The 25453-nt window shown below is 59.5% G+C and carries 23 protein-coding genes, 1 tRNA gene and 1 pseudogene; 14 read left to right on the top strand and 11 right to left on the bottom strand.

Annotation, left to right across the window (positions count from 1 at the left end):
* Positions 1–175: 175 nt before the first annotated feature.
* From HNQ72_RS09845 to HNQ72_RS09855, 3 genes are all read right to left on the bottom strand, one after another.
* Positions 176–266: transfer RNA gene (locus tag HNQ72_RS09845), tRNA-Ser, on the bottom strand.
* A gap of 133 nt (positions 267–399) precedes the next feature.
* Positions 400–1200: an aldolase/citrate lyase family protein gene (locus HNQ72_RS09850; protein WP_183992057.1), complete on the bottom strand. Its 801-nt coding sequence runs from the start codon at positions 1198–1200 to the stop codon at positions 400–402.
* A gap of 57 nt (positions 1201–1257) precedes the next feature.
* Positions 1258–2475 carry an NAD(P)/FAD-dependent oxidoreductase gene (locus HNQ72_RS09855; protein WP_183992059.1) on the bottom strand — a complete coding sequence of 406 codons (1218 nt, stop codon included), beginning with the start codon at positions 2473–2475 and terminating at the stop codon, positions 1258–1260.
* A 224-nt stretch (positions 2476–2699) separates the two neighbouring features.
* On the opposite strand from HNQ72_RS09855, the gene HNQ72_RS09860 reads away from it, so the two are divergent.
* Positions 2700–3056, top strand: coding sequence for a hypothetical protein (locus HNQ72_RS09860; RefSeq protein ID WP_244654409.1), 357 nt, complete (start codon positions 2700–2702; stop codon positions 3054–3056).
* A gap of 42 nt (positions 3057–3098) precedes the next feature.
* Here the strand turns inward: HNQ72_RS09860 and HNQ72_RS09865 are convergent, their stop codons facing one another.
* Positions 3099–3380, bottom strand: a complete 282-nt coding sequence (locus tag HNQ72_RS09865) for a sunset domain-containing protein (RefSeq protein ID WP_183992061.1) — start codon at positions 3378–3380, stop codon at positions 3099–3101.
* 202 nt (positions 3381–3582) lie between these two features.
* Between HNQ72_RS09865 and HNQ72_RS09870 the strand changes: the two genes are divergently transcribed.
* The gene (locus tag HNQ72_RS09870) at positions 3583–4704 is read left to right on the top strand and encodes a pyridoxal phosphate-dependent aminotransferase (protein ID WP_183992063.1); all 1122 of its coding nucleotides are present in this window, start codon (positions 3583–3585) and stop codon (positions 4702–4704) included.
* Between the two features lie 62 nt (positions 4705–4766).
* On the opposite strand, the gene HNQ72_RS09875 is transcribed toward HNQ72_RS09870, so the two are convergent.
* Positions 4767–5624 carry an SDR family oxidoreductase gene (locus HNQ72_RS09875; protein ID WP_183992065.1) on the bottom strand — a complete coding sequence of 286 codons (858 nt, stop codon included), beginning with the start codon at positions 5622–5624 and terminating at the stop codon, positions 4767–4769.
* A 241-nt stretch (positions 5625–5865) separates the two neighbouring features.
* Here HNQ72_RS09875 and HNQ72_RS09880 point away from each other — a divergent pair, with 241 nt between their 5' ends.
* Positions 5866–6300, top strand: coding sequence for a winged helix-turn-helix transcriptional regulator (locus tag HNQ72_RS09880; RefSeq protein WP_183992067.1), 435 nt, complete (start codon positions 5866–5868; stop codon positions 6298–6300).
* Positions 6301–6435: 135 nt separating this feature from the next.
* Here the strand turns inward: HNQ72_RS09880 and HNQ72_RS09885 are convergent, their stop codons facing one another.
* A complete protein-coding gene (locus HNQ72_RS09885; protein ID WP_183992069.1) occupies positions 6436–6702 on the bottom strand; it encodes a sel1 repeat family protein in 267 nt (88 codons plus the stop codon).
* Between the two features lie 498 nt (positions 6703–7200).
* On the opposite strand from HNQ72_RS09885, the gene HNQ72_RS09890 reads away from it, so the two are divergent.
* The 3 genes from HNQ72_RS09890 to HNQ72_RS09900 all read left to right on the top strand — a co-directional run bounded on the left by HNQ72_RS09890 (position 7201) and on the right by HNQ72_RS09900 (position 9476).
* Entirely contained in the window at positions 7201–7539 is a 339-nt protein-coding gene (locus HNQ72_RS09890; protein ID WP_183992071.1) for a DUF2147 domain-containing protein, read from the top strand.
* Positions 7540–7728: 189 nt separating this feature from the next.
* Positions 7729–7899 (top strand): hypothetical protein, encoded by a 171-nt coding sequence (locus tag HNQ72_RS09895; protein ID WP_183992073.1) that lies wholly within the window; start codon positions 7729–7731, stop codon positions 7897–7899.
* A gap of 74 nt (positions 7900–7973) precedes the next feature.
* Complete coding sequence (locus HNQ72_RS09900) at positions 7974–9476, top strand: AMP nucleosidase (protein WP_183822512.1); 1503 nt, start codon at positions 7974–7976, stop codon at positions 9474–9476.
* A gap of 299 nt (positions 9477–9775) precedes the next feature.
* Here the strand turns inward: HNQ72_RS09900 and HNQ72_RS09905 are convergent, their stop codons facing one another.
* The gene (locus HNQ72_RS09905; protein WP_183992075.1) at positions 9776–10732 is read right to left on the bottom strand and encodes a lysylphosphatidylglycerol synthase domain-containing protein; all 957 of its coding nucleotides are present in this window, start codon (positions 10730–10732) and stop codon (positions 9776–9778) included.
* A gap of 99 nt (positions 10733–10831) precedes the next feature.
* On the opposite strand from HNQ72_RS09905, the gene HNQ72_RS09910 reads away from it, so the two are divergent.
* On the top strand, positions 10832–11851 hold the full coding sequence (locus tag HNQ72_RS09910) for a glycosyltransferase family 2 protein (RefSeq protein WP_183992076.1): 1020 nt from the start codon (positions 10832–10834) through the stop codon (positions 11849–11851).
* Between the two features lie 70 nt (positions 11852–11921).
* Complete coding sequence (locus HNQ72_RS09915) at positions 11922–13463, top strand: ArnT family glycosyltransferase (RefSeq protein ID WP_183992078.1); 1542 nt, start codon at positions 11922–11924, stop codon at positions 13461–13463.
* Between the two features lie 3 nt (positions 13464–13466).
* Here HNQ72_RS09915 and HNQ72_RS09920 read toward each other — a convergent pair whose 3' ends face one another.
* Positions 13467–14849 carry an aspartate aminotransferase family protein gene (locus tag HNQ72_RS09920; protein WP_183992080.1) on the bottom strand — a complete coding sequence of 461 codons (1383 nt, stop codon included), beginning with the start codon at positions 14847–14849 and terminating at the stop codon, positions 13467–13469.
* A gap of 79 nt (positions 14850–14928) precedes the next feature.
* Between HNQ72_RS09920 and HNQ72_RS09925 the strand changes: the two genes are divergently transcribed.
* The 3 genes from HNQ72_RS09925 (at position 14929) to HNQ72_RS09935 (ending at position 19637) form a co-directional block, all read left to right on the top strand.
* The gene (locus tag HNQ72_RS09925) at positions 14929–16260 is read left to right on the top strand and encodes a glutamine synthetase family protein (protein WP_183992082.1); all 1332 of its coding nucleotides are present in this window, start codon (positions 14929–14931) and stop codon (positions 16258–16260) included.
* 182 nt (positions 16261–16442) lie between these two features.
* Positions 16443–17189, top strand: a complete 747-nt coding sequence (locus HNQ72_RS09930; protein WP_183992084.1) for a GGDEF domain-containing protein — start codon at positions 16443–16445, stop codon at positions 17187–17189.
* Between the two features lie 111 nt (positions 17190–17300).
* Positions 17301–19637: a mechanosensitive ion channel family protein gene (locus HNQ72_RS09935; protein WP_183992087.1), complete on the top strand. Its 2337-nt coding sequence runs from the start codon at positions 17301–17303 to the stop codon at positions 19635–19637.
* Between the two features lie 6 nt (positions 19638–19643).
* Here HNQ72_RS09935 and HNQ72_RS09940 read toward each other — a convergent pair whose 3' ends face one another.
* Positions 19644–20582, bottom strand: coding sequence for a diacylglycerol/lipid kinase family protein (locus HNQ72_RS09940; RefSeq protein WP_183992089.1), 939 nt, complete (start codon positions 20580–20582; stop codon positions 19644–19646).
* Positions 20583–20846: 264 nt separating this feature from the next.
* On the opposite strand from HNQ72_RS09940, the gene HNQ72_RS09945 reads away from it, so the two are divergent.
* The 3 genes and pseudogenes from HNQ72_RS09945 to HNQ72_RS09955 all read left to right on the top strand — a co-directional run.
* A complete protein-coding gene (locus HNQ72_RS09945; RefSeq protein WP_183992091.1) occupies positions 20847–22070 on the top strand; it encodes an MFS transporter in 1224 nt (407 codons plus the stop codon).
* A 112-nt stretch (positions 22071–22182) separates the two neighbouring features.
* Entirely contained in the window at positions 22183–23199 is a 1017-nt protein-coding gene (locus HNQ72_RS09950; RefSeq protein WP_183992093.1) for a zinc-binding alcohol dehydrogenase family protein, read from the top strand.
* Positions 23200–23289: 90 nt separating this feature from the next.
* Positions 23290–23595: pseudogene (locus HNQ72_RS09955) on the top strand (DoxX family protein); the annotation flags it as partial.
* A 179-nt stretch (positions 23596–23774) separates the two neighbouring features.
* Here HNQ72_RS09955 and HNQ72_RS09960 read toward each other — a convergent pair.
* A complete protein-coding gene (locus HNQ72_RS09960) occupies positions 23775–24386 on the bottom strand; it encodes a L,D-transpeptidase (protein WP_183992095.1) in 612 nt (203 codons plus the stop codon).
* A 111-nt stretch (positions 24387–24497) separates the two neighbouring features.
* The gene (locus HNQ72_RS09965; RefSeq protein ID WP_373289450.1) at positions 24498–25154 is read right to left on the bottom strand and encodes a pentapeptide repeat-containing protein; all 657 of its coding nucleotides are present in this window, start codon (positions 25152–25154) and stop codon (positions 24498–24500) included.
* Positions 25155–25453: the final 299 nt, after the last annotated feature.

Consider the following 25453-nt stretch of genomic DNA (forward strand, 5'->3'; position numbering starts at 1 on the left):
TCAGGGGTCATTAAAAATTTAGTTTTCGTTAAGAAAGCGGTTTTGTGACAGCAACTTAGGGACAGGTCACATTCGAATACATAGCTTCGCGAGAATGTTGCCGACAGGCAACACGCATAACTCGCAGGCGCTTCGTGCGCTCACGCTAATGATCCAAGGATTTCATGAAGGATAGTGGCGGAGAGGATGGGATTCGAACCCACGATACGCTTTTGACGTATACTCCCTTAGCAGGGGAGCGCCTTCGACCACTCGGCCACCTCTCCGGTGCGGCCTGATTATTGCGGATAAATCCCGAATGCAAGGTCTTTTAGCAAAAAGTGGCGTCGCAGGCTGGGGATGAACCCCAGCCGCAGCATTATTTCGGTGCACAGAGGACGAATCTACGAGATTGCCGGCTCAATAACCCGAGCCTGCCGGGCCTGCGCCCGGGCCGCGGCCGTAACGGCCGGCAAGGTTTTTCAGCGTCGCAGCAAGCTCGGTGACGTCTGCGCCAACGGCAACAAAGCTTGCACCGAGTTCGAGGTAACGACGGTTGAGTGTTTCGTTGAAGGTCAGGATGCCTGCGGGCTTGCCGGCGGCGATGATTCGGCCGATCGCCGATTCGATGACGTCCTGCACTTCCGGCGCCTCGATTCGGCCGAGGTAGCCCAAGTCGGCCGAAAGATCCGCCGGGCCGATGAAGACGCCGTCAACGCCGTCAATCGCGGCAATCGCCTCGAGATTGTCGATGGCGACACGCGTTTCGGCCTGAACCAGCAAGCAGATCTCGTCATCGGCTGTCTGCGCATAATCGGGAATGGCGTTAAAGCCCGAGGCGCGTGCGACGGCGGCACCGAGTCCGCGCGTGCCGCGCGGAGGATAGCGCACAGCCTGAACCAGTGCTTTCGCCTGTTCAGGCGAATCGACCATAGGAATGAGGAGCGTTCGCGCACCGGCATCCAGCAACTGCTTGATGAACCAGGTTTCGCCTGAAGGTGGGCGCACGACGGGTTCGACGGCAAAGGGAGCCAGCGCCCGCAACTGGGCGATAATGCTGCGCAGATCATTCGGCCCGTGTTCCGAATCGATCACGAGCCAGTCGAAGCCGGCGCTTGCGGCAATCTCCGCCGGAAGCGCCTCGCCGGTATTCAGCCACAGGCCGATCTGCTGGCGGCCGGCACTGATCGCGGCCTTGAAGTCATTCTTCGGTACCGGCATTTCTCCTCCTATGCCTTTTCGTCACAAATCACGGCCCAAAATAAGGGCCATATAGAATCAGGATAACAGCAACTTGAGATCAGTGGCCGGATCGGCCAGCTGGGATCTGTCCGGGTTGATGCCGGTTTCCAGCATCTTCTTGCCGGTTACATAGGCCTTCGCATCATTGATCGCATCGACAGCAATCAGCGTGCCGCTTCGGAAATACCAGACCGAGACGGCTCCCTCGCGGCTGCCTGCGCGCACCAGCGTCTCGTCATAGCCGAGATTAAAGCCGGCGATCTGCAGCTTCACATCATACTGGTCGGACCAGAACCATGGTTTTGGCGCATAGGGCTTGGCGTCGCCAGCAAGCGTCGCGGCGACCGATTCGGCCTGGTCGACGGCGTTCTGCACCGATTCGAGGCGAATACGTCCTTCTTCCCACGGCAACAGGGCGCAATCGCCCATGGCGAATATCGAGGGATCGGAGGTGCGGGCGAATTCATCGACTATGATGCCGTTTCCGACATCGAGGCCGCAATCCTGCGCCAGACGGTCGTTCGGGGTGACACCTATGCCGACGATGACGAAATCCACATCGATGACCGTGCCATCGGAAAGCTCGGCGGCACGTACTTGGTCATCCTCGCCGATCAAGCGGGTAAGGCCGGTCTTTTCGCGAATCACGACACCGCGCTCTTTATGTATCGCGCGCATGATGTCTGCAGTCTCCTTCGAGGCAACACGGGCGAGGATACGGTCGGCCATTTCGATCAGCGTCACCTCGAGACCGAGATGGCGTGCAACGGCCGCCGCTTCCAGCCCGATATAACCGCCGCCGATTATCAGCAGGCGGCGACCGGCCTTCAGTTCATCGGCCAGCCGATCCGCGTCACGCTTGTCGCGGACAGTATATACGCCCTTAAGTTCGCCGCCGATGCTGGCAGGCAAGGTCCGCGGGGTGGAGCCCGTCGTCAGCGCCAGGGTTTCATATTCGAGCACCGAACCATCCTGCATGCGGACGGTCTTTTTCTCGCGGTCGATTTCCTCGACATAGGTGGAGAGCCGGACTTCCACGTCGTTTTCGGCAAACCAGTTATCCGGGCGAAAGGTCAGGCGATCGAAACTCATCTCGCCAAGAAGGTATTTCTTGGAGAGCGGCGGCCGCTGGTAGGGATAAACCTCTTCGGCGCCGATCATCGTGATGGGCCGCGTATCCTTCAATGCCCGAAGTTTCGCAGCAAGCGCAAAGCCCGCCTGCCCTGCCCCGACGATTACCAGCCTGCCTGTCACTCGCTTGCTCCATTCCTGTTCGACCGCCAAGAGATAGCACCTCGAACGGCCGCAAAGGCGTATCGTCGCGACGCCTAGGCGTCAACAACGCGACATTGTGTCCAGTACGCGGGAATGAGGCGAATAAGGACACCATAGATCGAGAAAAATTTACCAATCAACTTTAGAATGCATCAGAATTGCAGGAATAAAATCATATTCGTGGGACGAGTCAGGAGGATACCATGGCCCCATTGATGAACGGGACCGAAACTCAGGAGCCGGCAGGCCTGCGCCGTGTCTTTGAAAAATTTGCGATCGATCGACCGGGCAAGATCGTGCTCGTCGAACACCATTTAAGCACCAAGACGAGTATTCGCTGCCTGATCCGTACGATCTCCCTGCAGGGAGCAGAGCTTGAGGTCACCCCGCACATTCCGGTGCCATCTCATTTCTTCCTCGCCATCCTGGGCATACGCGACGAGATCGGATGCACGGTCATGGCGCGAGAAGAGGAGAAGGTGACGGTAGGCTTCAACATGCTGATCAACCCCGAATTCCTGCATCACGTCATTCGGTTGAGCTTCGAAACGAGCCACTGAGTCGGAATACGGAGTTGGTGCCGCAGGCGGCTCCGGCAAAAATCAGCGCCGCGCTCGGCGCCATCCAGCCGCCTGGGCATCCTCCTCGGAGCAGAACCAGCGCTCACCATACTGAGGGCTGATCCTTGTTTCGTCGTAATATTCCTGCCCGGGAACATGATAAATGCGCTCACCGGAGTTGATCGAGATATTGCCCTTGATCCGGCATGACGTGCCGATATTCCCCTGTGGGTGACGTGCAATCCCCGGAAATAGTGTATGCCCGCCCGTGGCGAGGAAAGTCACCGTCGCTGCTCCGAGAACAATCAGCACGAATTTGCTCATTCAATAAGGATGGGCCGAAAAGATTGATTGCTCGCTTCAGCAATCCCTAAAATTGCACTTCACAGAAACAAAACCTGAAGATGCACAGAGGCGTCCGGCATTCCGCGAATCATCGCCCAGAGGGCTGACGGTCGAACTCCTGCCCTTGCACAGCAGCGAAAGCTTTCTATTGTGTCCCGGCTTTCAACCGGACTTATCCCACATGCCTGCATTTTCTCGTTTTACCCCGCTGATCAATTCACTGCCCTCGACCGTGCCCTTTGTCGGCCCGGAAGCGCTGGAGCGAAAGAGCGGTGCGGTCGTCAAGGCGCGTATCGGCGCGAATGAAAACAGTTTCGGCCCCGCGCCATCCGTGATCGCCGCCATGACGGAAGCCGCGACGGGGATCTGGAAATATGCAGATCCGGAAAATTTCGACCTCAAGGCAGCACTCACCGCACATCTCAACTGCAAGCCGGAAAACCTGGCGATCGGCGAAGGTGTCGACAGCCTTCTCGGCCAGATCGTGCGGCTCGTCATCGACCCGGCAGCAGCTACGCCGATGCCCGTGGTGAATTCCTTCGGCGGTTATCCGACCTTCAATTTCCACGTCGCCGGTTTCGGCGGCCGACTGGTCACCACGCCTTACGTGAACGACCGGGAAGACCTGAACGGGCTGCTCGACGCCGTGCGCCGGGAAAATGCGCCGCTGGTCTATTTCGCCAATCCGGACAATCCGATGGGCAGCTGGTGGGAGGCCGATGAGGTCGTGGCCTTTGCAAAGGCACTGCCGGAAACCACGCTTCTCGTGCTCGACGAGGCCTATTGCGAAACGGCACCGGCAAGCTCGACGCCGTCGATCGAGGCGTTGATCGGCATGCCGAACGTCATCCGTACGCGCACGTTCTCGAAGGCTTATGGAATGGCTGGCGCACGCGTCGGTTACGCGATCACGACAGAAGGCACTGCGAAAGCCTTCGACAAGATCCGCAACCATTTCGGCATGAACAGGATAGCCGTTGCAGGCGCAATCGCGGCCCTGAAAGACACGGCCTATCTCGGCCAAGTGGTCGGCAACATCAAGGCATCGCGCGAGCGCATCGGAGCGATCGCGGCCGCCAACGGCCTCAAGGCACTGCCTTCGGCCACCAATTTCGTCGCGATCGATTGCGGACGCGACGCGGCTTACGCCCGCGCTATTGTCGATGGGCTTTTGGGCCACGGGGTCTTCATCCGCATGCCGGGTGTCGAGCCGCTCAACCGCTGCATCCGCATCAGCGCCGGCCAGGAGACGGACATGGCGCTGCTGGAGGCCGCGTTGCCCCAGGTTCTGAAATCGCTTTAATAACAAAGGCCGGGCACAAAAGCACCCGGCCTTTTCATTTCGATCCCCGACGCCTGCCGATATCAGACGACGCCGCCATTGGTATAAAGCGTCTGGCCGTTGACCCACCAGCCATCCGGGCTGCAGAGGAAGGCAACCATGGCGGCTATATCCGACGGTTCGCCAATACGGCCGTGCGGGGTGCGCTGGGCAAAACCGGCAACCTGCTCATCCGTCTTGCCATCGAGGAAGAGCGAGGTCGCGACCAGTCCGGGCGCGATCGCGTTGACGGAGATCTTTCGGCCGGCCAGTTCCTTGGCAAGGATGTTGGCATAGATTTCCATCGATCCCTTGCTGGCCGCATAGGGACCATAGGTCGGCGAACGAAGCTGGACGATGCTCGACGAGGTGGCGATGATCCGCCCGCCGTCGCGCACACGCCGGGCCGCTTCACGCAGCGTGTTGAAGCTGCCCTTGACGTTGGTATCGACCATCTTATCGAAATCCTCGTCCGACATGTCGCGGAACGGGGCGAGGTGCATCACGCCGGCATTGGCAACGACGACATCGACGCCACCAAATTCGCGTTCGGCAACATCGAACAGGCGACGCACCGCCGTCGGTTCGCGAATATCGGCCTGCTCCCAGACCGCCTGCCCGCCTGCCTTTTCGATATCCCGCACGACAGCGGTGGCAAGATCGTGATTAACCCGGCAATTGACCACCACCTTGAAGCCGTCGGCAGCAAGGCGCCTGGCGGTTGCCGCGCCGATGCCGCGAGAAGAACCGGTGACGATCGCCACCTTGTCGGCTGTCTGGAACTGCTGGGCCTGAGCGGTGCCGGACGCCGCAGCAGCAGCGGCAACGACGGCCGGGGCGATGGCGGCTGCGGACAGAACAGTCCTGCGCGAGAGTACCGACTTCTTCGAATTATCGTCCATGATGAGCTTCCCTAGTTGCTGCGAGAGCTAGTGTTTTCAGGGCAGACGGGAGCGTTCCGGGGAGATGCCTGCCCGGTTCGTCACGCCTGCATTTTTCGGCATCACCTTGTCGTCGCATGACGATACGGCGTGCAGTACAGCCATGCGCGGATTGCGACGGCGGTACGCACTCACAGTTATTGACTAACTCTCTTTTGGAAAGTAGGCACCTGAAAGTACTGGACTCACCCGGAAGAAAGAAATGGGAAAACCGAACGAATCCGTGTTCACGGCCGAGGAACTTTTTCGTGCGCAGTCCTACAAGGCCCGCGACTATCCAAAAAATGTCGCGCCGGGCGTCGAGAACATGGCGCGGGAAATGATCTCGGGCTTTGCCGACAAATGGACCGTCGTCATCCTCGATACGCTTTGGGATGAAGGGACCTTGCGGTTTTCGGAACTGGCCCGGCATGTGGAAGGCATCAGCCAGAAAATGCTGACCCAGACATTGCGACGGATGGAACGCGACGGGCTGGTCATCCGCACGCTTCATCCCTCGGTGCCGCCGAAAGTGGAATACAGGCTATCGCCGCTCGGCCTGACGCTTGGCGCCGCCTTCTGCAATGTATGGATCTGGGCGGTGGAGAATCACGACGCCGTTCACGAAGCGCGCAAGACCTTCGACCGGAAAGACTGACCGGAACACCATAAGCAGAAAACCGCGCCGGCCTTGTTTCTGCCGGTCGCGGTCAAGGATATCGCGACATCCGAAGCGGACGCGCCTTTGTTCTATCCGACCGCCCTCTCGCGGGGCGGTAAAAAATTGTCGTGCTCAGTGCACCGTCATCCATTCGCGGGCGGCGCGCAGTGCCTCCGCAAGCTGCATCTTCGTCAATTGCGGGGTCAGATCGGCACGCAGTTCGGCGGCGCGGTCGGAGCCCTTGATGGCGGCAATATTCAGCCATTTGTGGGCGGACACGAGGTCGATTTCGACCCCGCGGCCCGTTGCATACATCAGTCCCATATCGCAGAAGACTTCTGCGCGGGCATCGCCACCCATGGTGGCCATTTCAGTCGTCGAAATTTCAAAGCGTGCCATCGGTTTTGATCCCTGTTTAAGACCTTGTTTCTTCTTCTGCCCTGTTCATCATTCCCTTCCAGACCACCGTCTTATGCGGCTTTGTTAATCCATCAGGGTGGCGGTTTTTCCCGCTCGTTTGATGAGACCAATATGATCCCAAGATTCGAAAATCCGACTAAAAAGAATGCTTAACTTGCGGAAAACAAAGTTCAAATGCTTCGTAAATTTGAGTTTTCGTTAAGCACTACAATGCCTGCATGTTAAGGGTTTTCGGCTTTCGTTTACGATACGTTAGGATTTCGATCGAAACCCTTTGTTAGCCATGCTTTCCGCTTCCGTTTTCAGAAAAGAGAAAGTCCGCCCCCACGCGGGCCGGCTGAAAACATCTGAAAACGGGCACACTGCCAGCTTTCCGCAACTTTACCTTTACGTACTGGTAAGCTAATTTAGATGCGAGGCTTCGATTGCTGGAGGGCTTTCGGACGCTGCAATAACGAGGATCTGAGGAGGGATCTCATGCTGAAGACTTTTGTCGCGGCTGCGGCATTGCTGGTGAGTGCTGCGGCGGGCCACGCCGCGGAGCCGATCGAGGGTAACTGGAAGACCCAGAGTGGCGCGACCGCCGAGATCGGCAAATGCGGATCGGCTTATTGCGTAACGCTGAAAACCGGCAAACATGCCGGCAAGCAGATCGGAAAAATGTCCGGCACCGGCGACGAATATTCCGGCGAGATCACCGACCCTGATAACGACAAGACCTATAGCGGTTCCGGCTCCGTCGCCGGCAATACGCTGAAAATGAAGGGCTGCGTGCTGAAGGTTCTGTGCAAGTCACAGACATGGACGCGGCTCTAACCTAATCCCGATACGATCGAAGCCGGCTGTCATAGCCGGCTTTTTTCTACCCGGAAGCTGGAGCCCAGCCCGTTAACAACCCTGAACGCCAGATGAAACGGGCTCTCAGCCTTCATACAGGCGGTTGCCATTATTCTGCCCTCATTGAGCCAGGAACCGATCGGAGCCTGGCATTACGGGAGCAGGATCATGACGACCATTGCACGCCGCCTGACCATCGTCACTTTGATGATGACGGTCTTCGCATTGTCCTTTGCCGCACTTGCTGTGCACCCGTCCAAGCGACCGTTGGGTTTCAACATCAGCACGGGCGGCCTGTGTGTCTACTCCAACAGCGGCGAATGCGTCGCCACGCTTTGAAGAGGCACAATCAAGGTGAAAAGAGGGACGGTGATCGCCGTTTGATTGTCATGGAGTTCTCCTTATAATGGCTCATGAACACACGAATCTCTCCCTTTTCTCCGCTTTCCTACATCAGCCCGAGCGCGGTGGAACCGCAGGCTTTCGACAATGCCGAAGCGGCCGTCGATGCCCTGACCGCGCTTTATGAGCGTAATACGAAATTCCTGATCGACAGTTTTGGCGCGCTGGCCAAGAGCGGCACGATGACCGGCCGTTATCGCGCCTTCTATCCGCAGGTCTCGATCGAAACGACCTCGTTCGGCCATGCCGATTCGCGGCTTTCATACGGCCATGTCGCGGCCCCCGGTATCTACACGACGACCGTGACGCGGCCAAAACTGTTCCGCCATTACCTGATCGAACAGCTGGATCTGTTGATGCGCAATCACGGCATTCCCGTCACCGTGTCGGAATCGACCACGCCCATCCCGCTCCATTTCGCATTCGGCGAAGGCGCGCATGTGGAAGCTTCGGCCGGTCACGCGATGGCCGATATCCCGATGCGCGACCTATTCGACACGCCGGATCTCACCAATACCGATGATCTGATTGCCAATGGCGAATATGAAGCTCCGGCGGGAGAACCGGCGCCGCTTGCACCGTTTACCGCACAGCGCATCGATTATTCTCTGGCTCGCCTCAGCCACTATACGGCCACGGGTGCCGAGCATTTCCAGAACTTCGTGCTGTTCACCAACTACCAGTTCTATATCGACGAATTTGCTGCCTGGGCCCGCAAGCTGATGGCCGAGGGTGGTGGCGGCTACACAGCCTTCGTCGAACCGGGCAATGTCATCACGCTTGCCGGCAAGGATACGCCGGAGACGACGCCGATTACCCGCATGCCGCAAATGCCGGCCTACCATCTGAAGAAGGACGACCATTCCGGCATCACGCTGGTCAATATCGGCGTCGGCCCTTCGAACGCGAAGACCGCCACCGATCATATCGCCGTGCTGCGGCCGCATGCCTGGTTGATGGTTGGCCATTGCGCCGGGCTTCGCAACAGCCAGCGTCTCGGTGACTATGTGCTTGCCCATGCCTATGTGCGCGAGGACCATGTGCTGGACGACGACCTGCCGGTGTGGGTGCCGATCCCGGCGCTGGCGGAAGTTCAGCAGGCGCTGGAAAGCGCCGTCGAGGAAGTGACCGGTTATGAAGGTTTCGAGCTGAAGCGGATCATGCGCACCGGCACGGTCGCGACGATCGACAACCGCAACTGGGAACTGCGCGACCAGCGCGGGCCGGTGAAGCGGCTGTCCCAGTCGCGCGCTATCGCACTCGATATGGAATCGGCGACAATCGCGGCCAACGGCTTCCGTTTCCGCGTGCCATACGGAACGCTGCTTTGCGTTTCCGACCGTCCGCTGCATGGCGAACTGAAACTGCCGGGCATGGCGACCGCCTTCTATCGCACACAGGTCAGCCAGCATCTGCAGATCGGCATCCGCGCCGTGCAGAAGCTCGCCGCCATGCCGACCGAAACGCTGCATTCCCGTAAGCTCAGAAGCTTCTACGAGACAGCGTTCCAGTAATAATTCCAGCCACCATGCCCATGGTGTATGATCTCAAAATTCATACACCATGGGGTCAGCATGCGCGCCAATATCGAACTGGATGACGACTACGCTCAGATCACTCATACCGCGCGAAGTTGTCCTGCTCTGCGATGTCATCATGATGGAAGTGCTTCGGGGGCACGGGACAGTCATCAGGCCCGTTGGATGGAACAGGATTTCCGGGATTTCCCCATCGTGCAGATATTGTCGGCCGAATTGGCGACAACGTTGCGTGCCGATGGCCGATCATCTCGGTTTGAAATTGGCCTGATCCGTTACCTGTTCCCCCTCGCAGCAAACAGCGACAGCGCCGTGCCCATCAACGAAGAAACAATGACGAGAAGGTGGGTGTTGACGGCGGCCTGAGCGAGGTCTTCGAAAGCAGGCCCCGAGGCTGCGGCACCGAAGGCGACGGCACCGGCGCTGATGCCGGCGGGATAGGTGCCGACACCGGCGGGCGCATGGACCGGCAGGACGGAGGACAGTTCCCCTCCGAGCGCACCTCCGAAACCGGGCGCCATCGAAATGCCTCCGAGCAGGCCGAGCACCCAGGCAAGGACTGCGATCTTGGTGAACCAGTTGATCAGCGTTGCGCCCCAGGCCCTCGCAAAGGCTGCGGCATCGACGGGAAGGCCCGCTTCAACTTCGGCAAGCAGTCTTTCAGCCTTTGCCGGCAGTATCTTTGCAGCAAACCGAAGGCCGATGCCGCGCAGGGCAAAACCTGCGACCGGCAGGACAAGGAAGCAGAACCAAAGCGCCCAGGCCCATGACGAATGATGCTGCAGGACCAGACCGATGCCGGCTGCGGCGAGCAGAGCATGAAGATCGAAAAGCCGCATGACGAAAAGAGCGGCGGTGCTTCTTGCCAGCGACAGGTCGAACTCGCGTTTCATCAGCAGCGGAAAGCTTGCCTCGCCCGAACGGAAGGGCAGCATGATGTTCAAAAGATTGTGCACCTGGGTGAGGCGCAGCAGCGTTCCGAAGCGGCCGCCGGTCTCTGTCGGAAAATAATCATAGATGCGCCAGGTGCGCAGGACATAGGTGCCAAGCAGTGCCGCAAGCGCGAGGAAAGCCGAGCCGAGGCCGGCACCTTTCCATAGAGCCAGCACGGTCGCCCAGCCCCAAACCCACTGTATGAAGATCGCATAAAGCACGACGGTCGCCAACGTCAGCAGCGTCATGGCGTTACGAATTATCCACGCTCTCTGGCTGGCAACGGAATAATTCTTCATATAGTAGGTGGCCCCAATGCGATAAATTCGGGTCTATGCGACGATGCTGCGCCATGGCGCGCCGCCCGTATAAGCCCGCACTTCTAGGAGAAACACACGGTGGGTACAACAGCAGAGTCAGTCACCCGCCTCGTCGAGACGACCAGCCCGGTCGAATTGTCGCTGGTCGTGCCGCTTTTCAATGAAGAGGAAAGCGTCGAGCCGCTGATCGAGCGGATCGCGACGTCGATGGCCCGTTATGCAGCCTCGTGGGAACTGATCCTGGTCGACGACGGCAGCACGGATGCCACGATCGCCAATGCGCGGAGAGCCCTCAATCGCCCCGGCCTCGACCTGAAGATCGTTGCTTTGCAGCGCAATTTCGGCCAGACGGCCGCCATGCAGGCAGGCATCAACCAGGCAGAAGGCCGGCTGATCGCAACGCTCGATGGAGACCTGCAGAACGATCCCAAGGACATCCCTGCGATGGTCGCCGAACTTGAGCGCCGGGAACTCGATCTGCTCGTCGGCTGGCGCCAAAACCGTCAGGACGGCCTGCTTTTGCGCAAGGTTCCATCCTTCATCGCCAATCGGCTGATAGGCCGCATCACCGGCGTGCGCCTGCACGATTACGGCTGCTCCCTGAAGATTTACCGTTCGGCGGTCATCAAGCAGGTGAAGCTGATGGGCGAAATGCACCGTTTCATCCCTGCCTGGGTCGCCGGTGTCGTGCCGAGCTCGCGCATCGGCGAAATGCCGGTAACGCACCACGCCCGCCAGCACGGCGTATCAAAATACGGTATTTCCCGGACGTTCCGGGTTATTCTCGATCTCCTGTCGGTGATGTTCTTCATGCGCTTCAAGGCGCGGCCGGGACATTTCTTCGGTTCGCTCGGCCTTGGCCTCGGTGCGATCTCGGCACTGATCCTGTTCTACCTGTTCATAGACAAGTTCATCATGGGCAACGACATCGGCACCCGACCGCTGTTCCTGATCGGTGTGATGCTGTTCCTCTCGTCCGTACAGATGATCACGACAGGTATTATCGCGGAAATGATAGCCCGCACCTACTACCGCGAGGATAGTGCCCTCAGTTATATCGTCAGAGAAATTTACCAGGCAGATCCAACCGCCGAGTGAAGTTTCGCCCGGGACGACGATTATCCGGGCCGGCCTCACGGATCACGACGCATTCTTGCTGGAGTCAATCTTGCCGAAAATTTCCTCGCCAACCCATGTGCAAGGCGCACCGGTTTTCGCCGACCGGCTCCGTTCCGGACAGACCTTGACCCTGGTGCTTGCCGCCTATTTCGTTGTCCAGGTCGTCTTACGCTTCATTCTTCCCCATGGGCTGGAACTCGACGAGTCCGAGCAGGTCTATGTGTCGCAATGGCTGCTTGCCGGCTATGGCGCGCAACCCCCCTTCTATAACTGGCTGCAGCACGGCGCGATCCAGATTTTCGGCATCTCGATCATCACGCTTTCGGGCATGAAGGCGCTGATGCTCTTCCTGTCCTATATCTTCTATTATCTCGCGGCACGGCAGGTGCTGGAAGACAAGCGGCTGGCGGTCGTTGCTGCACTCGGGCTTCTCACCATTCCGCAGGTCTCCTTCGAGGCGCAGCGCGACCTTTCACATACGGTCGCTGCCATTTTCGGCGCATGCCTGTTTCTTTTTACCCTGCTGAGGGTCATTTCCCGGCCAACGCTTGTGGCCTTCCTGCTGTTCGGTATTGCCATCGGCATCGGCGGCATCACGAAATACAATTTCGCGGTCCTGCCGGTTGCCGCCGGACTTGCCGTGCTGATGGACCGCGACATGCGCCGCACGATGCTTTCGTGGAAGCTGATACCCGCCGGGGTTCTGGCTCTGGCGATCGTCGCACCGCATGCGCTATGGCTTGTCGACAATTTCAGCGATGCAAGTCAGAGCACGCTCAAGAAGCTCGGCGGTGACGATGCAGGCCTGATCGGCGGGATTGCCAGCGGCCTGGGCTCACTGACGATCGGCTTTTTCAGCTTCACTGCGCTCACGCTGATCATCTTTGCAGCCGTCTATCGCGAGCACCTGAAAGCGATCGTCAGCGCTCATAGCCGCTGGACGCGGCTTGTCGGCCGCATTCTCGTGCTTTCGCTCGCGCTGATCGTGCTGATGATCCTGTTTGCCGGTTTCGAGAATGTGCGTGACCGCTGGCTGACGCCGCTTCTCTTGGCCACACCGCTCTATCTCGCGCTGAAGGTGGATGCTGCAAAAATCCCGGTCGAGGTGAGTTTCAAGCGGCTCTGGGGCGTGGCTATCGTCATCATGCTGCTGATCCCGACGGCGCTGGCGCTTCGTGCCAATATGGGCCGCATCAACGGCAATTACGGCTATGTCAACATTCCGTTCGCGGCCCTTTCGAAGACCGTTGCGGAGAAGGCTGCAGGTGCCAACACAGTCGTCGTCGCCTCGGACAGGCAGCTTGCCGGCAACCTGCATTTCAGCCTGCCCGAACAGCCGGTTGCCGTGGAGCCGCCGCCGCCGGGACTGAAGAACCGGCCGCTTACGGATTTCGACCGGGTCGTTTTCGTCTGGCGCACGAAGGATGGCAGCATGCCGGTCGCCTTCGACAAGGAGTTTTCCGGGTATCTGCTTGAACAAGGGATCACCACCGCACCGCAGGATGTCGCGATCGTCGGCTACCCCTATCAATGGGGCCGGCCGATGGACCAGTACCGCTTCGGTTATGCCGTCATGGACCTGCCGCGTTAAAACCTATTCCTTGACCGTATCGCGCAGGTGATCGAGCGCATTTCGCAGTTTGTCGATCACCTCGTCGATTTCCGATCGCGTGATCGTCAGCGCCGGCGAGGCCAGCATACGGTCGCCGGTGGCGCGCATGATCAGACCGTTCTCGACGCAGTGATTACGCACCAGCGTGCCGATATCGTCCGGCTTTGCGTAACGGCGGCGGGTGGATTTGTCAGCGGCAAGCTGCAGTCCGCCGATCAGACCAATACTCTCCGCCTGACCGACCACTTCGTGATCCTCAAGGCTTGTCCATGCCGAGGCGAAATACGGGCCGATATCGTCGCGTACCCGCTCGACCAGGCCTTCCTCCTCGATGATGCGCAGGTTTTCGAGTGCTGCGGCGGCAGCGACCGGATGGCCGGAATAGGTATAGCCGTGGGCGAAATCGCCGAATTCGCTGATCATCACTTGCGCTACGCGATCCGAGACCAGCACGCCGCCGATCGGCAGATAACCCGAGGACAGCCCCTTGGCGATCGGCGCGAGATCCGGTTCGACGCCAAAATGCTGGTAGCCGAACCATGACCCGAGACGGCCGAAACCGCAGATTACTTCATCCGAGATCAGGAGGATGTTGCGGGCCTTGCAGATGCGGGCAATTTCCGGCCAGTAGGTGTCCGGCGGAATGATAACGCCGCCGGCGCCCTGGATCGGTTCGGCTACGAAGGCGGCAACGCGATCCTCGCCCAGTTCGTCGATCTTGGCTTCCAGTTCTCGGGCCATTTTCAGGCCGAATTCGGCAGGCGTCAGATCGCCGCCATCGGCATACCAATAGGGCTGGCCAATATGGTGAACGCCTTCGATCGGCAGGTTGCCCTGTTCGTGCATGTGCTTCATGCCGCCGAGCGAGGCACCGGCGACGGTGGAGCCGTGATAGGCGTTCTTTCGGGCAATCACCTGAGTCTTTTCCGGCTTGCCCAGCGCCTTCCAGTAGACGCGGGCGATGCGGAACCAGGTGTCGGTCGCTTCCGAGCCGGAATTGGTGAAGAAGACGTGGTTCATTTTACCACCGGTCTTCGAAGCGATCTTCTGGGCAAGCAGCGTAGCCGGTGGTGTCGTGGTGCCGAAGAAGGTGTTGTAATAGGGCAGTTCCTGCATCTGCCGGAAGGCAGCGTCGGCAATCGACTTGCGGCCGTAACCGACATTGACGCACCACAGCCCGGCAAAGGCATCGAGATATTTCTTCCCCGTGGAATCGTAGATATGGACACCTTCCGCGCGCTCAATGATGCGCGTGCCTTTGGCGTTCAGTTCCTTCATGTCAGAAAAGGGATGGATGTGGTGGGCGGCATCGATGGCTTGAAGATTGGAAATGCCAGGATTGGAAATGGCCGGCTTGTCGTTCATCGCGTCGCTCTCCTGAAGATTGTGCGACCAATTCTTATCGGCTACGAACGAGGTTCCGCAACCGTTGAGATGATGCTTCATGACCGATCGCATTGAGCCCCATACCGAAATCCTGCTCGTCGGCATGAACGGGGATCTGCGCGGCAAACGCATTCCGAAATCGAAGGAAAAGAAAGTGTGGGACGGGCTCGTTCGGCTGCCTTCCTCCACCCAGTCGCTCGACATATGGGGCGACGACAATGACGATATTACCGGCCTGTCTCTGACCATCGGCGACCCCGACGGGCAGTGCGTTCCAGACTCGCGCAGTGCGGCACCGATGCCATGGGGACCTGAAGGCTCAAGCCAAGTTCTGGCGACGATGCACGAGATGGATGGCTCTCCGAGCTTCATGGACCCGCGCGCCATTCTCGCCAGTCTGCTGAGACGTTTCGAGGAACGCGGGCTGACACCGGTGGTGGCGACCGAACTGGAATTTTACGTGATGCAGGACGACTGGCGTGAGACCGGCCGCCCTCGTCCGCCTGAAAAGCTGATGTACAAGGATCAGCCGAACGGCTTCCAGCTCTATGACATGGGCGCCGTCGATGCGCTGGACGAGTACCTGCAGACGGTACGCCACTGGGCCAAGCTTCAGGATATCCCCGCCGACGCGACGACGGCGGAATTCGGCCCCGGCCAGTTCGAGATCAATCTTCTGCACCGGGCCGATGCGCTGGCTGCCGCCGATGACTGCATCTATCTGAAGCGCATTGCCGAACAGGCCGCGCGAAAGTTCGGGATGAAGTCCACCTGTATGGCCAAGCCCTATGGCGATCAGGCAGGCTCCGGCCTGCATGTGCATGCCAGCATCATCGACCGCGACGGCAACAATATTCTCGATGCCAAGGGCGGCGATCCGGTGAAATTGAAATCCGTCACTGCGGGCATGCTGAAGACGATGCGCGATGCGCAGCTGATCTTTGCGCCCTTTGCCAATTCCTATCGCCGTTTCCAGCCGGGATCGTTTGCGCCGGTCGATATCGACTGGGGGTTCGGCCATCGCGGTACGGCGGTGCGTATCCCGGATGCCAATGGGCCGGCAGCGCGTGTAGAGCACCGGGTCGCTGGCGCGGATGCCAACCCCTATCTGCTGCTCACCGCCATCTTGGGTGGCATGCTTATGGGATTGGATGAGGTGCTCGATCCCGGTCCGGCAACAGAGCCAGGACAGGAACCACCCGAAGGCACAAAGCGACTGACGCATGATTTTCTGACCGCCGTCGAGGATTTCTCCGTCTCACCCTTCATCAAGGACGTGTTCGGAGAACGCTACCGGAAACTCTATGGCGATACGAAGCGTAAGGAGGCGATCACCTATCTGCGCACGGTAAGCGATTTCGATTACCAGACTTACCTGCCGAGGATCTGATGAGGTCGTGCTCGAAGAATGCGCTCGGGCGAAACGTTAGACTTAACGTATGTACCTCTTATTGCTCCCTAACTCTGACAAACAGCAAGAATACGACCAGTCTTTAATCGTTTCATTCAGCCCTCGTTAAAATTCCGACCTCTAATCACATCCCTTATATTTGATTGGTTTAGGGGTGGGGCATGCGCGTTATTCTGGCGAAATCGATACTGATCGGAATATTGGCCACGCTTGCCTCGCTTGGCCTGTCTTTTGCGATCGTGCCGCATCTTGGCGGACAAGTGGCCGGCGCCGGACTGATCATGACAATCGTCTGCCCTTTCGTGATCTCCATTCCCGCCTCTCTCCTGCATCTGTGGCAGGCAGACCGGATCAGGCGCGCCAAGGCGGAGACGACCGAGGCTCTGGAAAAGCTTGCAGTCGCCTATGAAGACTTAAAACAGCTTGCTCGCCATGACGGGTTGACCGGCCTGCTCAACCGCACCGCATTTCTCGATGAGTTGGCCTCCCTCAGCCGGCAGGGAGTGACGGGCGGCCTGATGTTTCTCGATCTCGACTACTTCAAGTCGATCAACGACCGGCACGGGCACGCCACCGGCGACGAGGCACTGCGCCTGACGGGCGATCTGCTGGCGGCCCACCGGATGGAACAGCGCGACATCTCCGGCCGGCTGGGTGGGGAGGAATTCGCGCTTTTCCAGGTGGGACTGACATCGAAGGCGCTGGCACGGCGCTGCGAGGATGTCCGGCAGGCGATACAGGCAATCGACCTGCGCTCCTCATCCGGGGCCCGCATTCCGCTTTCGGCCAGCATCGGAGCACTGATGTGCAGCCCCGGATTCGATCCGGACGATTGCCTGAAAGGGGCCGACGAGTATCTCTACCAGGCAAAATCACGCGGGCGAAACCAGGCTGTCGCGTCGATATAAGCATCGCAAAAGTCCCCATTCGCGCCGGCCCATCTTGCTGATATAAATCGCAGGTACGGATTGTCGCACCGGTCTGTACGGAAGGCGACAGCGTCGTTGAGGACGTTGGCCATGGACATGATATTCGCATTTCTCCGCACCACATTCGCCGCCATCGTCGTGACGATCGCCCTTGGCGGTTCTGCCATCGCGGATGACACGCCGCTCAAGATCATCGTCCATCCCGGCCAGAGCGAGGCCGATGTCGAGCAAATCCTCGATTTCGCGGCACGAAGCGGCAGGCCTGTGGCGATCGAGGTCGGACAGGCGACAACGGTTTCACCCGGGACCGGAACGACTGTGCCGGCAGCGACAGCAGGCAATGCCAGCACAACGTCGGCGACATCCACGCAAATCACATCCACCCAAGCTAAATCCCAGGCACCCGCATCTTCGCCACCACCGGCACCTGCAGCAGCCGCACCCTCGCCTGCCCCTATGACACCGACGCCCGAAATGATGGCGACAGACATGGGCATGGCGAAGTGGAGCCAGTTTTCCGCTGCCTTCATGCGCGGCGCGACGACAGCTCTCTCCGGCGTCGGCAGCCTGCCCACGGCGATGGTGATGGCAGACGAAAAGCTGACCGAGGAAGGCAGCAGCCATGGCCGGGTCCTGTTTCTTGCGCTCTCGACGATCGCAGCCGCGGCCGCCGCGACACTCATTCTGCGGCGTCTGATCGCGGCTGCATTCACGCGGGAAGTGCCGCAGGGTGGGCGAATGACCGGGATTATCGGTCAAAGCCTCAGGCGAATGATCGGAGATCTCGCCTCGGTGGCGTTTTTCCTCGTGGCCACGCGTTTTGTGTTTGATCTGCTCGGACCGCAAGGGGAAGCCACGACCCGCATGGTGAGAAGTATCTTGACGGCCACCATCGTGGCGTCGCTCTATGTCTCGCTTGCGCGGCTTTTGTTCAAGAGAAACTACCGCGGGCGCAGTCTGGTGCCGATCAACCGGCCGGAATGGCATTTCCGAATTCTGGTGACCTACGGCCTGATCAGCGCGGCGATTGCCGAAATGGCAAGGCTTGCAGGCGCTATCGGGATAGACAGCCTGATTATCGACGGCTGGTTCCTGACCGGCAATACGCTGCTGACACTGTTGAAGCTCTACTGGTTCATCGGTGGGCGCAACGATATTCGCGACGCCTTCATCAGCGACAATCCCGGCATCGTACGTCGGGTGGCCGGAAATCTTCTGCCGGAATTTTACGTCGTGACGGCGCTGGCGCTGTGGTTGATCTGTGTTCTGTTTGCCGGAACGCCGAACAGCGCCCGCTGGATCTTCGCCGCCGGCACGACCCAGATGGCCCTGCTGGCGCTTCCGATCCTTGCGCTCGGCGCGCATGCGCTGGTCGACGACTTCACCCGGCATCATGAGCGGGTTCACGGCGCGGGCCTGGCTTCCTCGCTTCTGGCCAGCCTCAGGGTGATCTGTGCCGGGGCGGTGTGGATAGGCGGCCTGCATCTGATCACCGCCATATGGTCACCCTTCATGGGCGGACAGGCAGCGGACGCGACGAGCTGGATCCTCTGGCTAGAAAGGCTGAGCTTTGCGGTCGTGGCAAGCTGGGCGGTGGCGAGTTTCATCTGGCACTATTCGGAAGCGCTTGCCCCTTCGCCGGCCATCATGCTGCCGGGCCATGAGGACCAGAACGAGAAACGCCAGACCAGCAGGCTCTCGACGGCGATGCCCGTCGTGCGCAATCTGGCGCTCGGTGCGGTGCTTGCCGTCGGCGCGCTGGTCATATTGAGCGCTCTCGGGGTGAATGTGGCGCCGCTTCTTGCAGGCTTCGGTGTGCTGGGCCTGGCGCTCTCCTTCGGCTCGCAGGCGCTGGTGAAGGATATCGTGTCAGGCATCTTCTTCATCGCAGAGGACGCATTCCGCATCGGGGAGTATATCAGCACCGGCAGCCAGCAAGGCACGGTGGAGCAGATCGCCATCCGTTCAGTCAGGCTTCGCCATCATAACGGGCCGATCCATACGGTGCCCTTCGGCCAGATCAGTTCGGTCAGCAATTACAGCCGTGACTGGGGCACGATCAAATTCCAGCTGAAATTCGAGCGGGAGAGCGATCCCGAACTGATCCGCAAGACGGCCAAGAAGGTCGGCATCGCCATGCTGGACGATCCGGAATTCGGGGCCGATTTCCTGGTCCCCCTGAAGATGCAGGGCATTCAGGACATTACCGAAACATCGATCGTAGTGCGCTTCAAGTTCACCTCGCTGCCGGGCAATCCGAGCATCATCAAGCGCGAGGCGATCAAGCGGCTGATTTCCGCCTGCAAGGCTGCGGGGCTGGAATTTGCATCCAATGCCGTCACGGTGAAATCACGCGGTGAGATGCATGACGATGCAGCTGCAGCGACGATGCTTCAGCCGCTGGCACCGGTCGCATCGTCTGCATGAGGCCTATCAGATGCCGCTGCCCTGCTGTTCGGTGATCTCCTTTTGCGGGATCTGGTCGACAAGAACCTTCAATTCGCCGGCATGGATCTTCAGCAGGATGTCGCGATCCATCGGCAGGAGTTCGCCGTCGATGACGCAGCGGACATCGTTGCGGTGGCGGGGGAAATGCAGTTCCAGCTCGGTCACGGTCATCGCCGTCACCGCCTCGTTATCCTTCAGACGTCCACGCAGGATATCGAGCGTGAGTTTTGCGACGCCGGCAGGTGTCAACGGATCGGCAATGTAGAAGCCGAGATGGCCGCGCGTGACATCGTCGGCATACATCAGCGCATCACTGCCGAATTCGTTGTTCGACACCGAGATCGCCGAAACGCGGCGGACACCTGTCTTGCCCTCGGCGTTGAACTCGACCTCGAATTCCGGCGGATTGAGCATGACGCCGATCGCGGCGCGGGTGCTGGCGCGGATTTTGCCAAGGCGAGAGGCATAGCTCATCGAGTTCCGATAGCGCACCATGCGGGCATGCAGGCCGGCGGAGAACTGATGGACGAAGCTGCGGCCATTGGCGCTGGCGATGTCGACATCGCGGACATGCGAATGGGAAAGCGTGTCGATCGCATCCCAGATATCCAGCGGGATTTTCAGCGAACGAGCAAATAGGTTCATCGTGCCGGCGGGAACGATGCCGAGCGCGATTCCGCTTTTCCAGGCAATCGAGGAGGCGGCCGAAATCGTACCATCGCCACCGCCGGCGATCAGGCCATCAACGCCGTTCATGGCGGCGGCCCTCTCCATCGTCTCGACAACCTTGTCGCCGGACACGACGTGGCACTCGATCTCATGTCCCGCCCCTTCGAACGCTCTCAGCGCATGGGCGCAATAGGCGTCCATGTCGGTGGTTCGAAAGGTGCCGCCATCGCGGTTGAAGACTGCATAGAGATTCATGAAATATCCGGTTTGAAATTCGGGCGGCGAGACAACGGGTGGATCACGAAATGGTTGCGGGACGCGGTCTTATCAAGAGCGTCGCTTTGACAGATGAGCAGAAGATATGCCGAACGCCTATGAAAATTTGACGAAATACAATGTTCATCTACCGCACTGCACAATGACGTGGTAGGCTGATAGCAGCGGTCGGATTTGCGACCGCAACGGCCAATCGGGCGGGACGGTTCCTGCCTGTCCCATTCTTCAAGACGATCCGACATCATGACCGACAGCGTACATTCCATGGATGCCGCACGCGCTTCATCCAGCCATCAGACCCTATCTCCCCTCGCCGTCCTGCTGATCACCTTCGCGCTCGCGGTGGGTGGCTTCGGTATCGGTACCGGTGAATTCGTCATCATGGGGCTGTTGCCGGACGTGGCGAAGACCTTCGAGGTCAGCATCCCTATGGCAGGCTATGTCATCAGCGCCTATGCGCTGGGCGTCGTCGTCGGTGCGCCGATCATCGCGGTGCTTTCGGCACGGGTGCCGCGCCGCACGCTGCTGCTCTGGCTGATGGGCGTATTTGCGGCGGGCAACATCCTGTCTGCCATGGCGCCAGACTTCTGGAGCTTCACTTTCCTGCGCTTCCTGACCGGCTTGCCACACGGCGCCTATTTCGGCGTCGCATCGCTGGTGGCAGCGTCGATGGTGCCGCCGAACAAGCGCGCACGCGCCGTCGGCCGGGTCATGCTGGGCCTGACCATCGCGACACTTTTAGGCACGCCGCTTGCGACGTTCATGGGCCAGCTTCTTTCCTGGCGCGCCGCTTTCTATCTGGTCGGAGGCATCGGCGCCCTGACGGTCGCGCTGGTCTGGTATTTCAAGCCGAAAGATAAGGTGCAGGAAGGTGCGAGCATCCTGCGCGAACTCAGCGCATTCGCCAAACCGCAGGTGTGGCTGACGCTCGGTATCGCAGCCGTCGGCTTCGGCGGCATGTTCTCGGTGTTCAGCTACATTGCCTCGACGACGACCGAGACGGCCGGCCTGCCGGCGAGCATGGTTGCAGTAGTGCTGGCGCTGTTCGGCATCGGCATGAATGTCGGCAATATCGTCGGATCGCGGCTCGCCGATATCTCGCTGAAGGGTACGATCGGCGGTTCAATGGTGTTCTACATCATCGTGATGCTGGTCTTCGCCAATTTCGCGCAATACCCGATCGTGCTCTATGTCACCGTCTTCCTCGTCGGCTGCGGTTTTGCACCGGCACCTGCACTGCAGACACGCCTTATGGATGTTGCGGCCGATGCGCAGACGCTCGCCGCCGCCTCCAACCACTCGGCCTTTAATATCGCCAATGCACTCGGTGCAGCCCTCGGCGGTCTGGTGATCTCCTGGGGCTGGGGTTTTGCGGCAACCGGTTATGTCGGCGTATTGTTTTCGCTGCTCGGGCTTGGCGTATTTTCCGTTTCGATCTGGCTTGAGCGCAAGACCGGCCACGCCTGAGATCTTCCTTCCCAGGATTTGACTGGGCCGTACCGTGTGCGGCCCATCGCTCCTTGCGCCACGCCCAAGTCCGCGCCATCTCTAGTCCTCGATACAGCAAGGGAGATGATCGATGCGCGCCGTGGGTTTCAACCAGAACCAGCCGATTTCATCCGAAACAGCACTGGTCGACATCGACCTGCCGATGCCGGAGGCCAAAGGGCGTGACCTGCTGGTCGAGATCAGGGCGATTTCGGTCAATCCCGTCGATACGAAGACCCGCAAAAATGCCGTTCTCGAACCCGGCCAGTACAAGGTTCTGGGCTATGACGCGGCCGGTGTAGTCAAGGCGGTCGGCCCGGATGTCAAACTCTTCAAGCCGGGCGACGAGGTCTATTACGCCGGCGCGATCAATCGCCAGGGCACCAATGCCGAATTCCATCTGGTCGACGAACGGATCGTCGGGCCTAAGCCGAAGACGCTGAGCTTCGAACAGGCCGCCGCACTGCCGCTGACCGCGATTACCGCCTATGAGACGTTGTTTCATCGGATGCGGGTTCAGGACAAGGTGGCGAGCGCGTGGAACGCCGTCCTTCTGATCGGCGGCGCAGGCGGTGTCGGCTCGATCGCCATCCAGCTTCTGCGCGAGCTTTCAGACGTCACCGTGATCGCCACCGGCTCACGGCCCGAGACGCAGGACTGGATCAGGCAGCTCGGCGCGCATCATGTCCTCGACCATTCAAAGCCGCTTGCCCGACAGATCGCAGAACTGGCGATCGGTGCACCAGCCTTCGTCTTTTCGATCACCGAGACATCGCAGCATATCGGCGACATTATCGAACTCATCGCGCCGCAGGGCCGTCTTGGCCTCATCGACGATCCGAAGGAGCCGGTCGACGTGCGCCAGTTCAAGCGCAAGGCACTGTCGATCCATTGGGAAACGATGTTTGCCCGGCCAGTTTTCCAGACGGCGGACATGATCGAGCAGCACAAGCTTTTGAGCCAAGTGGCGGAACTGGTCGATGCCGGGAAGATCAGGACGACGCTGTCCGACGTCCTCGGTCCGATCAATGCGGCCAACCTCAAGGCGGCACATGCCCTAATCGAAAGCGGCAAGACCCGCGGCAAGCTGGTTCTCTCGGGCTTCTGACGACAAAGCCGGCCTGCATCGGCGGCGGCGTATACTTACCAAAACGCAAATTTCTCGCTATGATTGTCCCCTTGAGCCTAGGGGGATATCATGGCTACGTCACAGACATCATCATATGGCAATCCCAACCCGATCAGCGCGCTGACAAGCTCCACCTGGTTCGGTTATCTGGCGCGCACCGTCCTGACCTTCATGTTCTGGGCGAGCGGGCTTTCCAAGCTGATCGATTTCAATGCCGGGGTCGCCGAGATGGCGCATTTCGGGCTGGAACCGGCCGTCGCCTTCAATATCGCGACGATCATCACTTAGCTCGGCGGCTCGATCCTGATCATCCTCAATCGTTGGACATGGCTTGGTGCGGGGGCGCTGGCCGTCTTCACCGCGCTGACGATCCCGCTGGTTCACCACTTCTGGACCATGGAAGAGCCGTTCAAGACGATCGAATTCTATGTGGTGATGGAACATATCACGGTGATCGGCGCGCTGATGGTGGTCGCCTGGAAAGCCCGGACCTGAAATGCAAAAGCCCGCCGCGATCACTGCGACGGGCTGCCAGAAGTCAGAGTGTCCGAGGCTTAGGCCTGGATGACGACAACCTTGGCGCCGACCTGAACGCGGTTGTAAAGGTCGATCACGTCGTGGTTCATCATGCGGATGCAGCCGCTCGACATGGCGTGGCCGATCGATTCCGGCTGGTTGGTGCCGTGCAGGCGGAACATCGTATCGTTACCGTTGCGGTAGAGATACATGGCGCGGGCGCCGAGCGGGTTGTTCGGGCCGCCCGGGAGGCCACCGGCGAGCTTGCGGTAACGCTCCTCGCGGCGCTGCATGTTGGGGGTCGGGGTCCAGGACGGCCATTCGGCCTTGCGGCCGACATAGGCATTGCCGGAAAGAGCCATGCCGGCGCGACCAACGCCGACGCCGTAACGGATCGCCTGACCGCCGCCTAGGACGTAATAGGCACGCTTGGCCGGGGTGTCGACCACGACGGTACCAGGTGCATAATTGCCGGAGAAGGCGACCTGCTGGCGGCGCAGTTCCGGTTTGATCTTGTCGATCGGTACGCGGTGAAGGGGGAACTCTTCTTCCGGCAGGGCAGCGTAATTGTGCTGCTCGTTATAGGTCGAAGCGCAACCGGCCAGCAAAAGAGGCAAGCCAGCCAGAAGGCCGCGGCGTGAAATCGGCATGATCGTGTCCTTGATGCGTCGAAAAGATGACGCAAGCTAAGGACGTTATGGTTAATGCTTCGCTAATGACGTGTGTCGCCGAAGCCTCGGCTGGTAACAATCGTGTTGATGTCACTCGTCTTCGCAGGGCCATGAGGGCGGCGTCTTTAATCCCTCCGGCAGCTGCGTCCTGTCGTCTCCGCAAGCCAGCGCGATCTGGTCCTGTTCGAGGCCTGTCGCCTTCGACAGGTCAACCCCTTCGATGCGGGTCAGGAAAAGGAAAGCATTGGTGAAATCGACCGGCCCGCTCATATCGACATTATGGAAGGTCGCGCGGGAGAGATTGACCAGCGCGAAGCGGGTGTTCGCCAGCTTTGCCTTGTAGAAGATCGCCCGCCCAAGCTCGGCCTTGGTGAAGTCGACATTGGTCAGGTCCGCGTCGGAAAAATTCGACCGCTGCATTTCGGCCGAAACGAAACTCGCGCCGGAAGCAGAAATGCCAGAAAGATTGCTGCGGTAACCTTCCGCGCGCTCGAAACTCGCACTTGTCGCATCGGAACCGGCAAGTGAGGCACGCACCAGCATGGCCTTGCTGAAATTAGATTTCTTGAGGTTGGTGCGGCTGAGATCGGTCATGCTAAAATCAACGCCGGAGAGATTGGCTCCCTCAAAATTGCTGTTGTCCAGCATAAGCAGCCGCTTCTTGCAGTTGCTCCAGTCAACACCGGGCGTCGGATAGGCACGGCAATCGACCGCCGCCGCTTCACCCGCAACGAAGAACGCCGGCATGATCGCGATCGCGGCGAAGAAAAAAACACGCCTGATGGCCCCGATGACGGAGGCGACGCCGAAGACGATATCTCTGTTGCTCATCACATGCTGACCTGTTGGCGCGAAAGAAGCCGATTTTCCTATCCTGAACCATACCTATTCTTCTTTCACGCGACACGAAAGAGATAGGCGATCAGCCAGATGTGATCAGATATAAGAATGAACTCAGCGTTACCAAGGTCTTTTCATCCCCGGATAATAACCGGCAGATGAAACTGACAAACGGCAACTTAAGAGTTGCCATTCATCATCGATGT

The sequence above is a fragment of the Aliirhizobium wenxiniae genome (assembly GCF_014201355.1).
Taxonomy (GTDB): Bacteria; Pseudomonadota; Alphaproteobacteria; order Rhizobiales; family Rhizobiaceae; genus Neorhizobium; species Neorhizobium wenxiniae.

Coding starts and splice junctions, on each gene's coding strand:
- HNQ72_RS09850 (WP_183992057.1), bottom strand. CDS start 1,200: ATGCCGGTACCGAAGAATGACTTCAAGGCCGCGATCAGTGCCGGCCGC.
- HNQ72_RS09860 (WP_244654409.1), top strand. CDS start 2,700: ATGGCCCCATTGATGAACGGGACCGAAACTCAGGAGCCGGCAGGCCTG.
- HNQ72_RS09865 (WP_183992061.1), bottom strand. CDS start 3,380: ATGAGCAAATTCGTGCTGATTGTTCTCGGAGCAGCGACGGTGACTTTC.
- HNQ72_RS09870 (WP_183992063.1), top strand. CDS start 3,583: ATGCCTGCATTTTCTCGTTTTACCCCGCTGATCAATTCACTGCCCTCG.
- HNQ72_RS09875 (WP_183992065.1), bottom strand. CDS start 5,624: ATGGACGATAATTCGAAGAAGTCGGTACTCTCGCGCAGGACTGTTCTG.
- HNQ72_RS09880 (WP_183992067.1), top strand. CDS start 5,866: ATGGGAAAACCGAACGAATCCGTGTTCACGGCCGAGGAACTTTTTCGT.
- HNQ72_RS09885 (WP_183992069.1), bottom strand. CDS start 6,702: ATGGCACGCTTTGAAATTTCGACGACTGAAATGGCCACCATGGGTGGC.
- HNQ72_RS09890 (WP_183992071.1), top strand. CDS start 7,201: ATGCTGAAGACTTTTGTCGCGGCTGCGGCATTGCTGGTGAGTGCTGCG.
- HNQ72_RS09895 (WP_183992073.1), top strand. CDS start 7,729: ATGACGACCATTGCACGCCGCCTGACCATCGTCACTTTGATGATGACG.
- HNQ72_RS09900 (WP_183822512.1), top strand. CDS start 7,974: ATGAACACACGAATCTCTCCCTTTTCTCCGCTTTCCTACATCAGCCCG.
- HNQ72_RS09905 (WP_183992075.1), bottom strand. CDS start 10,732: ATGAAGAATTATTCCGTTGCCAGCCAGAGAGCGTGGATAATTCGTAAC.
- HNQ72_RS09920 (WP_183992080.1), bottom strand. CDS start 14,849: ATGAACGACAAGCCGGCCATTTCCAATCCTGGCATTTCCAATCTTCAA.
- HNQ72_RS09925 (WP_183992082.1), top strand. CDS start 14,929: ATGACCGATCGCATTGAGCCCCATACCGAAATCCTGCTCGTCGGCATG.
- HNQ72_RS09930 (WP_183992084.1), top strand. CDS start 16,443: ATGCGCGTTATTCTGGCGAAATCGATACTGATCGGAATATTGGCCACG.
- HNQ72_RS09935 (WP_183992087.1), top strand. CDS start 17,301: ATGGACATGATATTCGCATTTCTCCGCACCACATTCGCCGCCATCGTC.
- HNQ72_RS09940 (WP_183992089.1), bottom strand. CDS start 20,582: ATGAATCTCTATGCAGTCTTCAACCGCGATGGCGGCACCTTTCGAACC.
- HNQ72_RS09945 (WP_183992091.1), top strand. CDS start 20,847: ATGACCGACAGCGTACATTCCATGGATGCCGCACGCGCTTCATCCAGC.
- HNQ72_RS09950 (WP_183992093.1), top strand. CDS start 22,183: ATGCGCGCCGTGGGTTTCAACCAGAACCAGCCGATTTCATCCGAAACA.
- HNQ72_RS09960 (WP_183992095.1), bottom strand. CDS start 24,386: ATGCCGATTTCACGCCGCGGCCTTCTGGCTGGCTTGCCTCTTTTGCTG.
- HNQ72_RS09965 (WP_373289450.1), bottom strand. CDS start 25,154: ATGCCGGCGTTCTTCGTTGCGGGTGAAGCGGCGGCGGTCGATTGCCGT.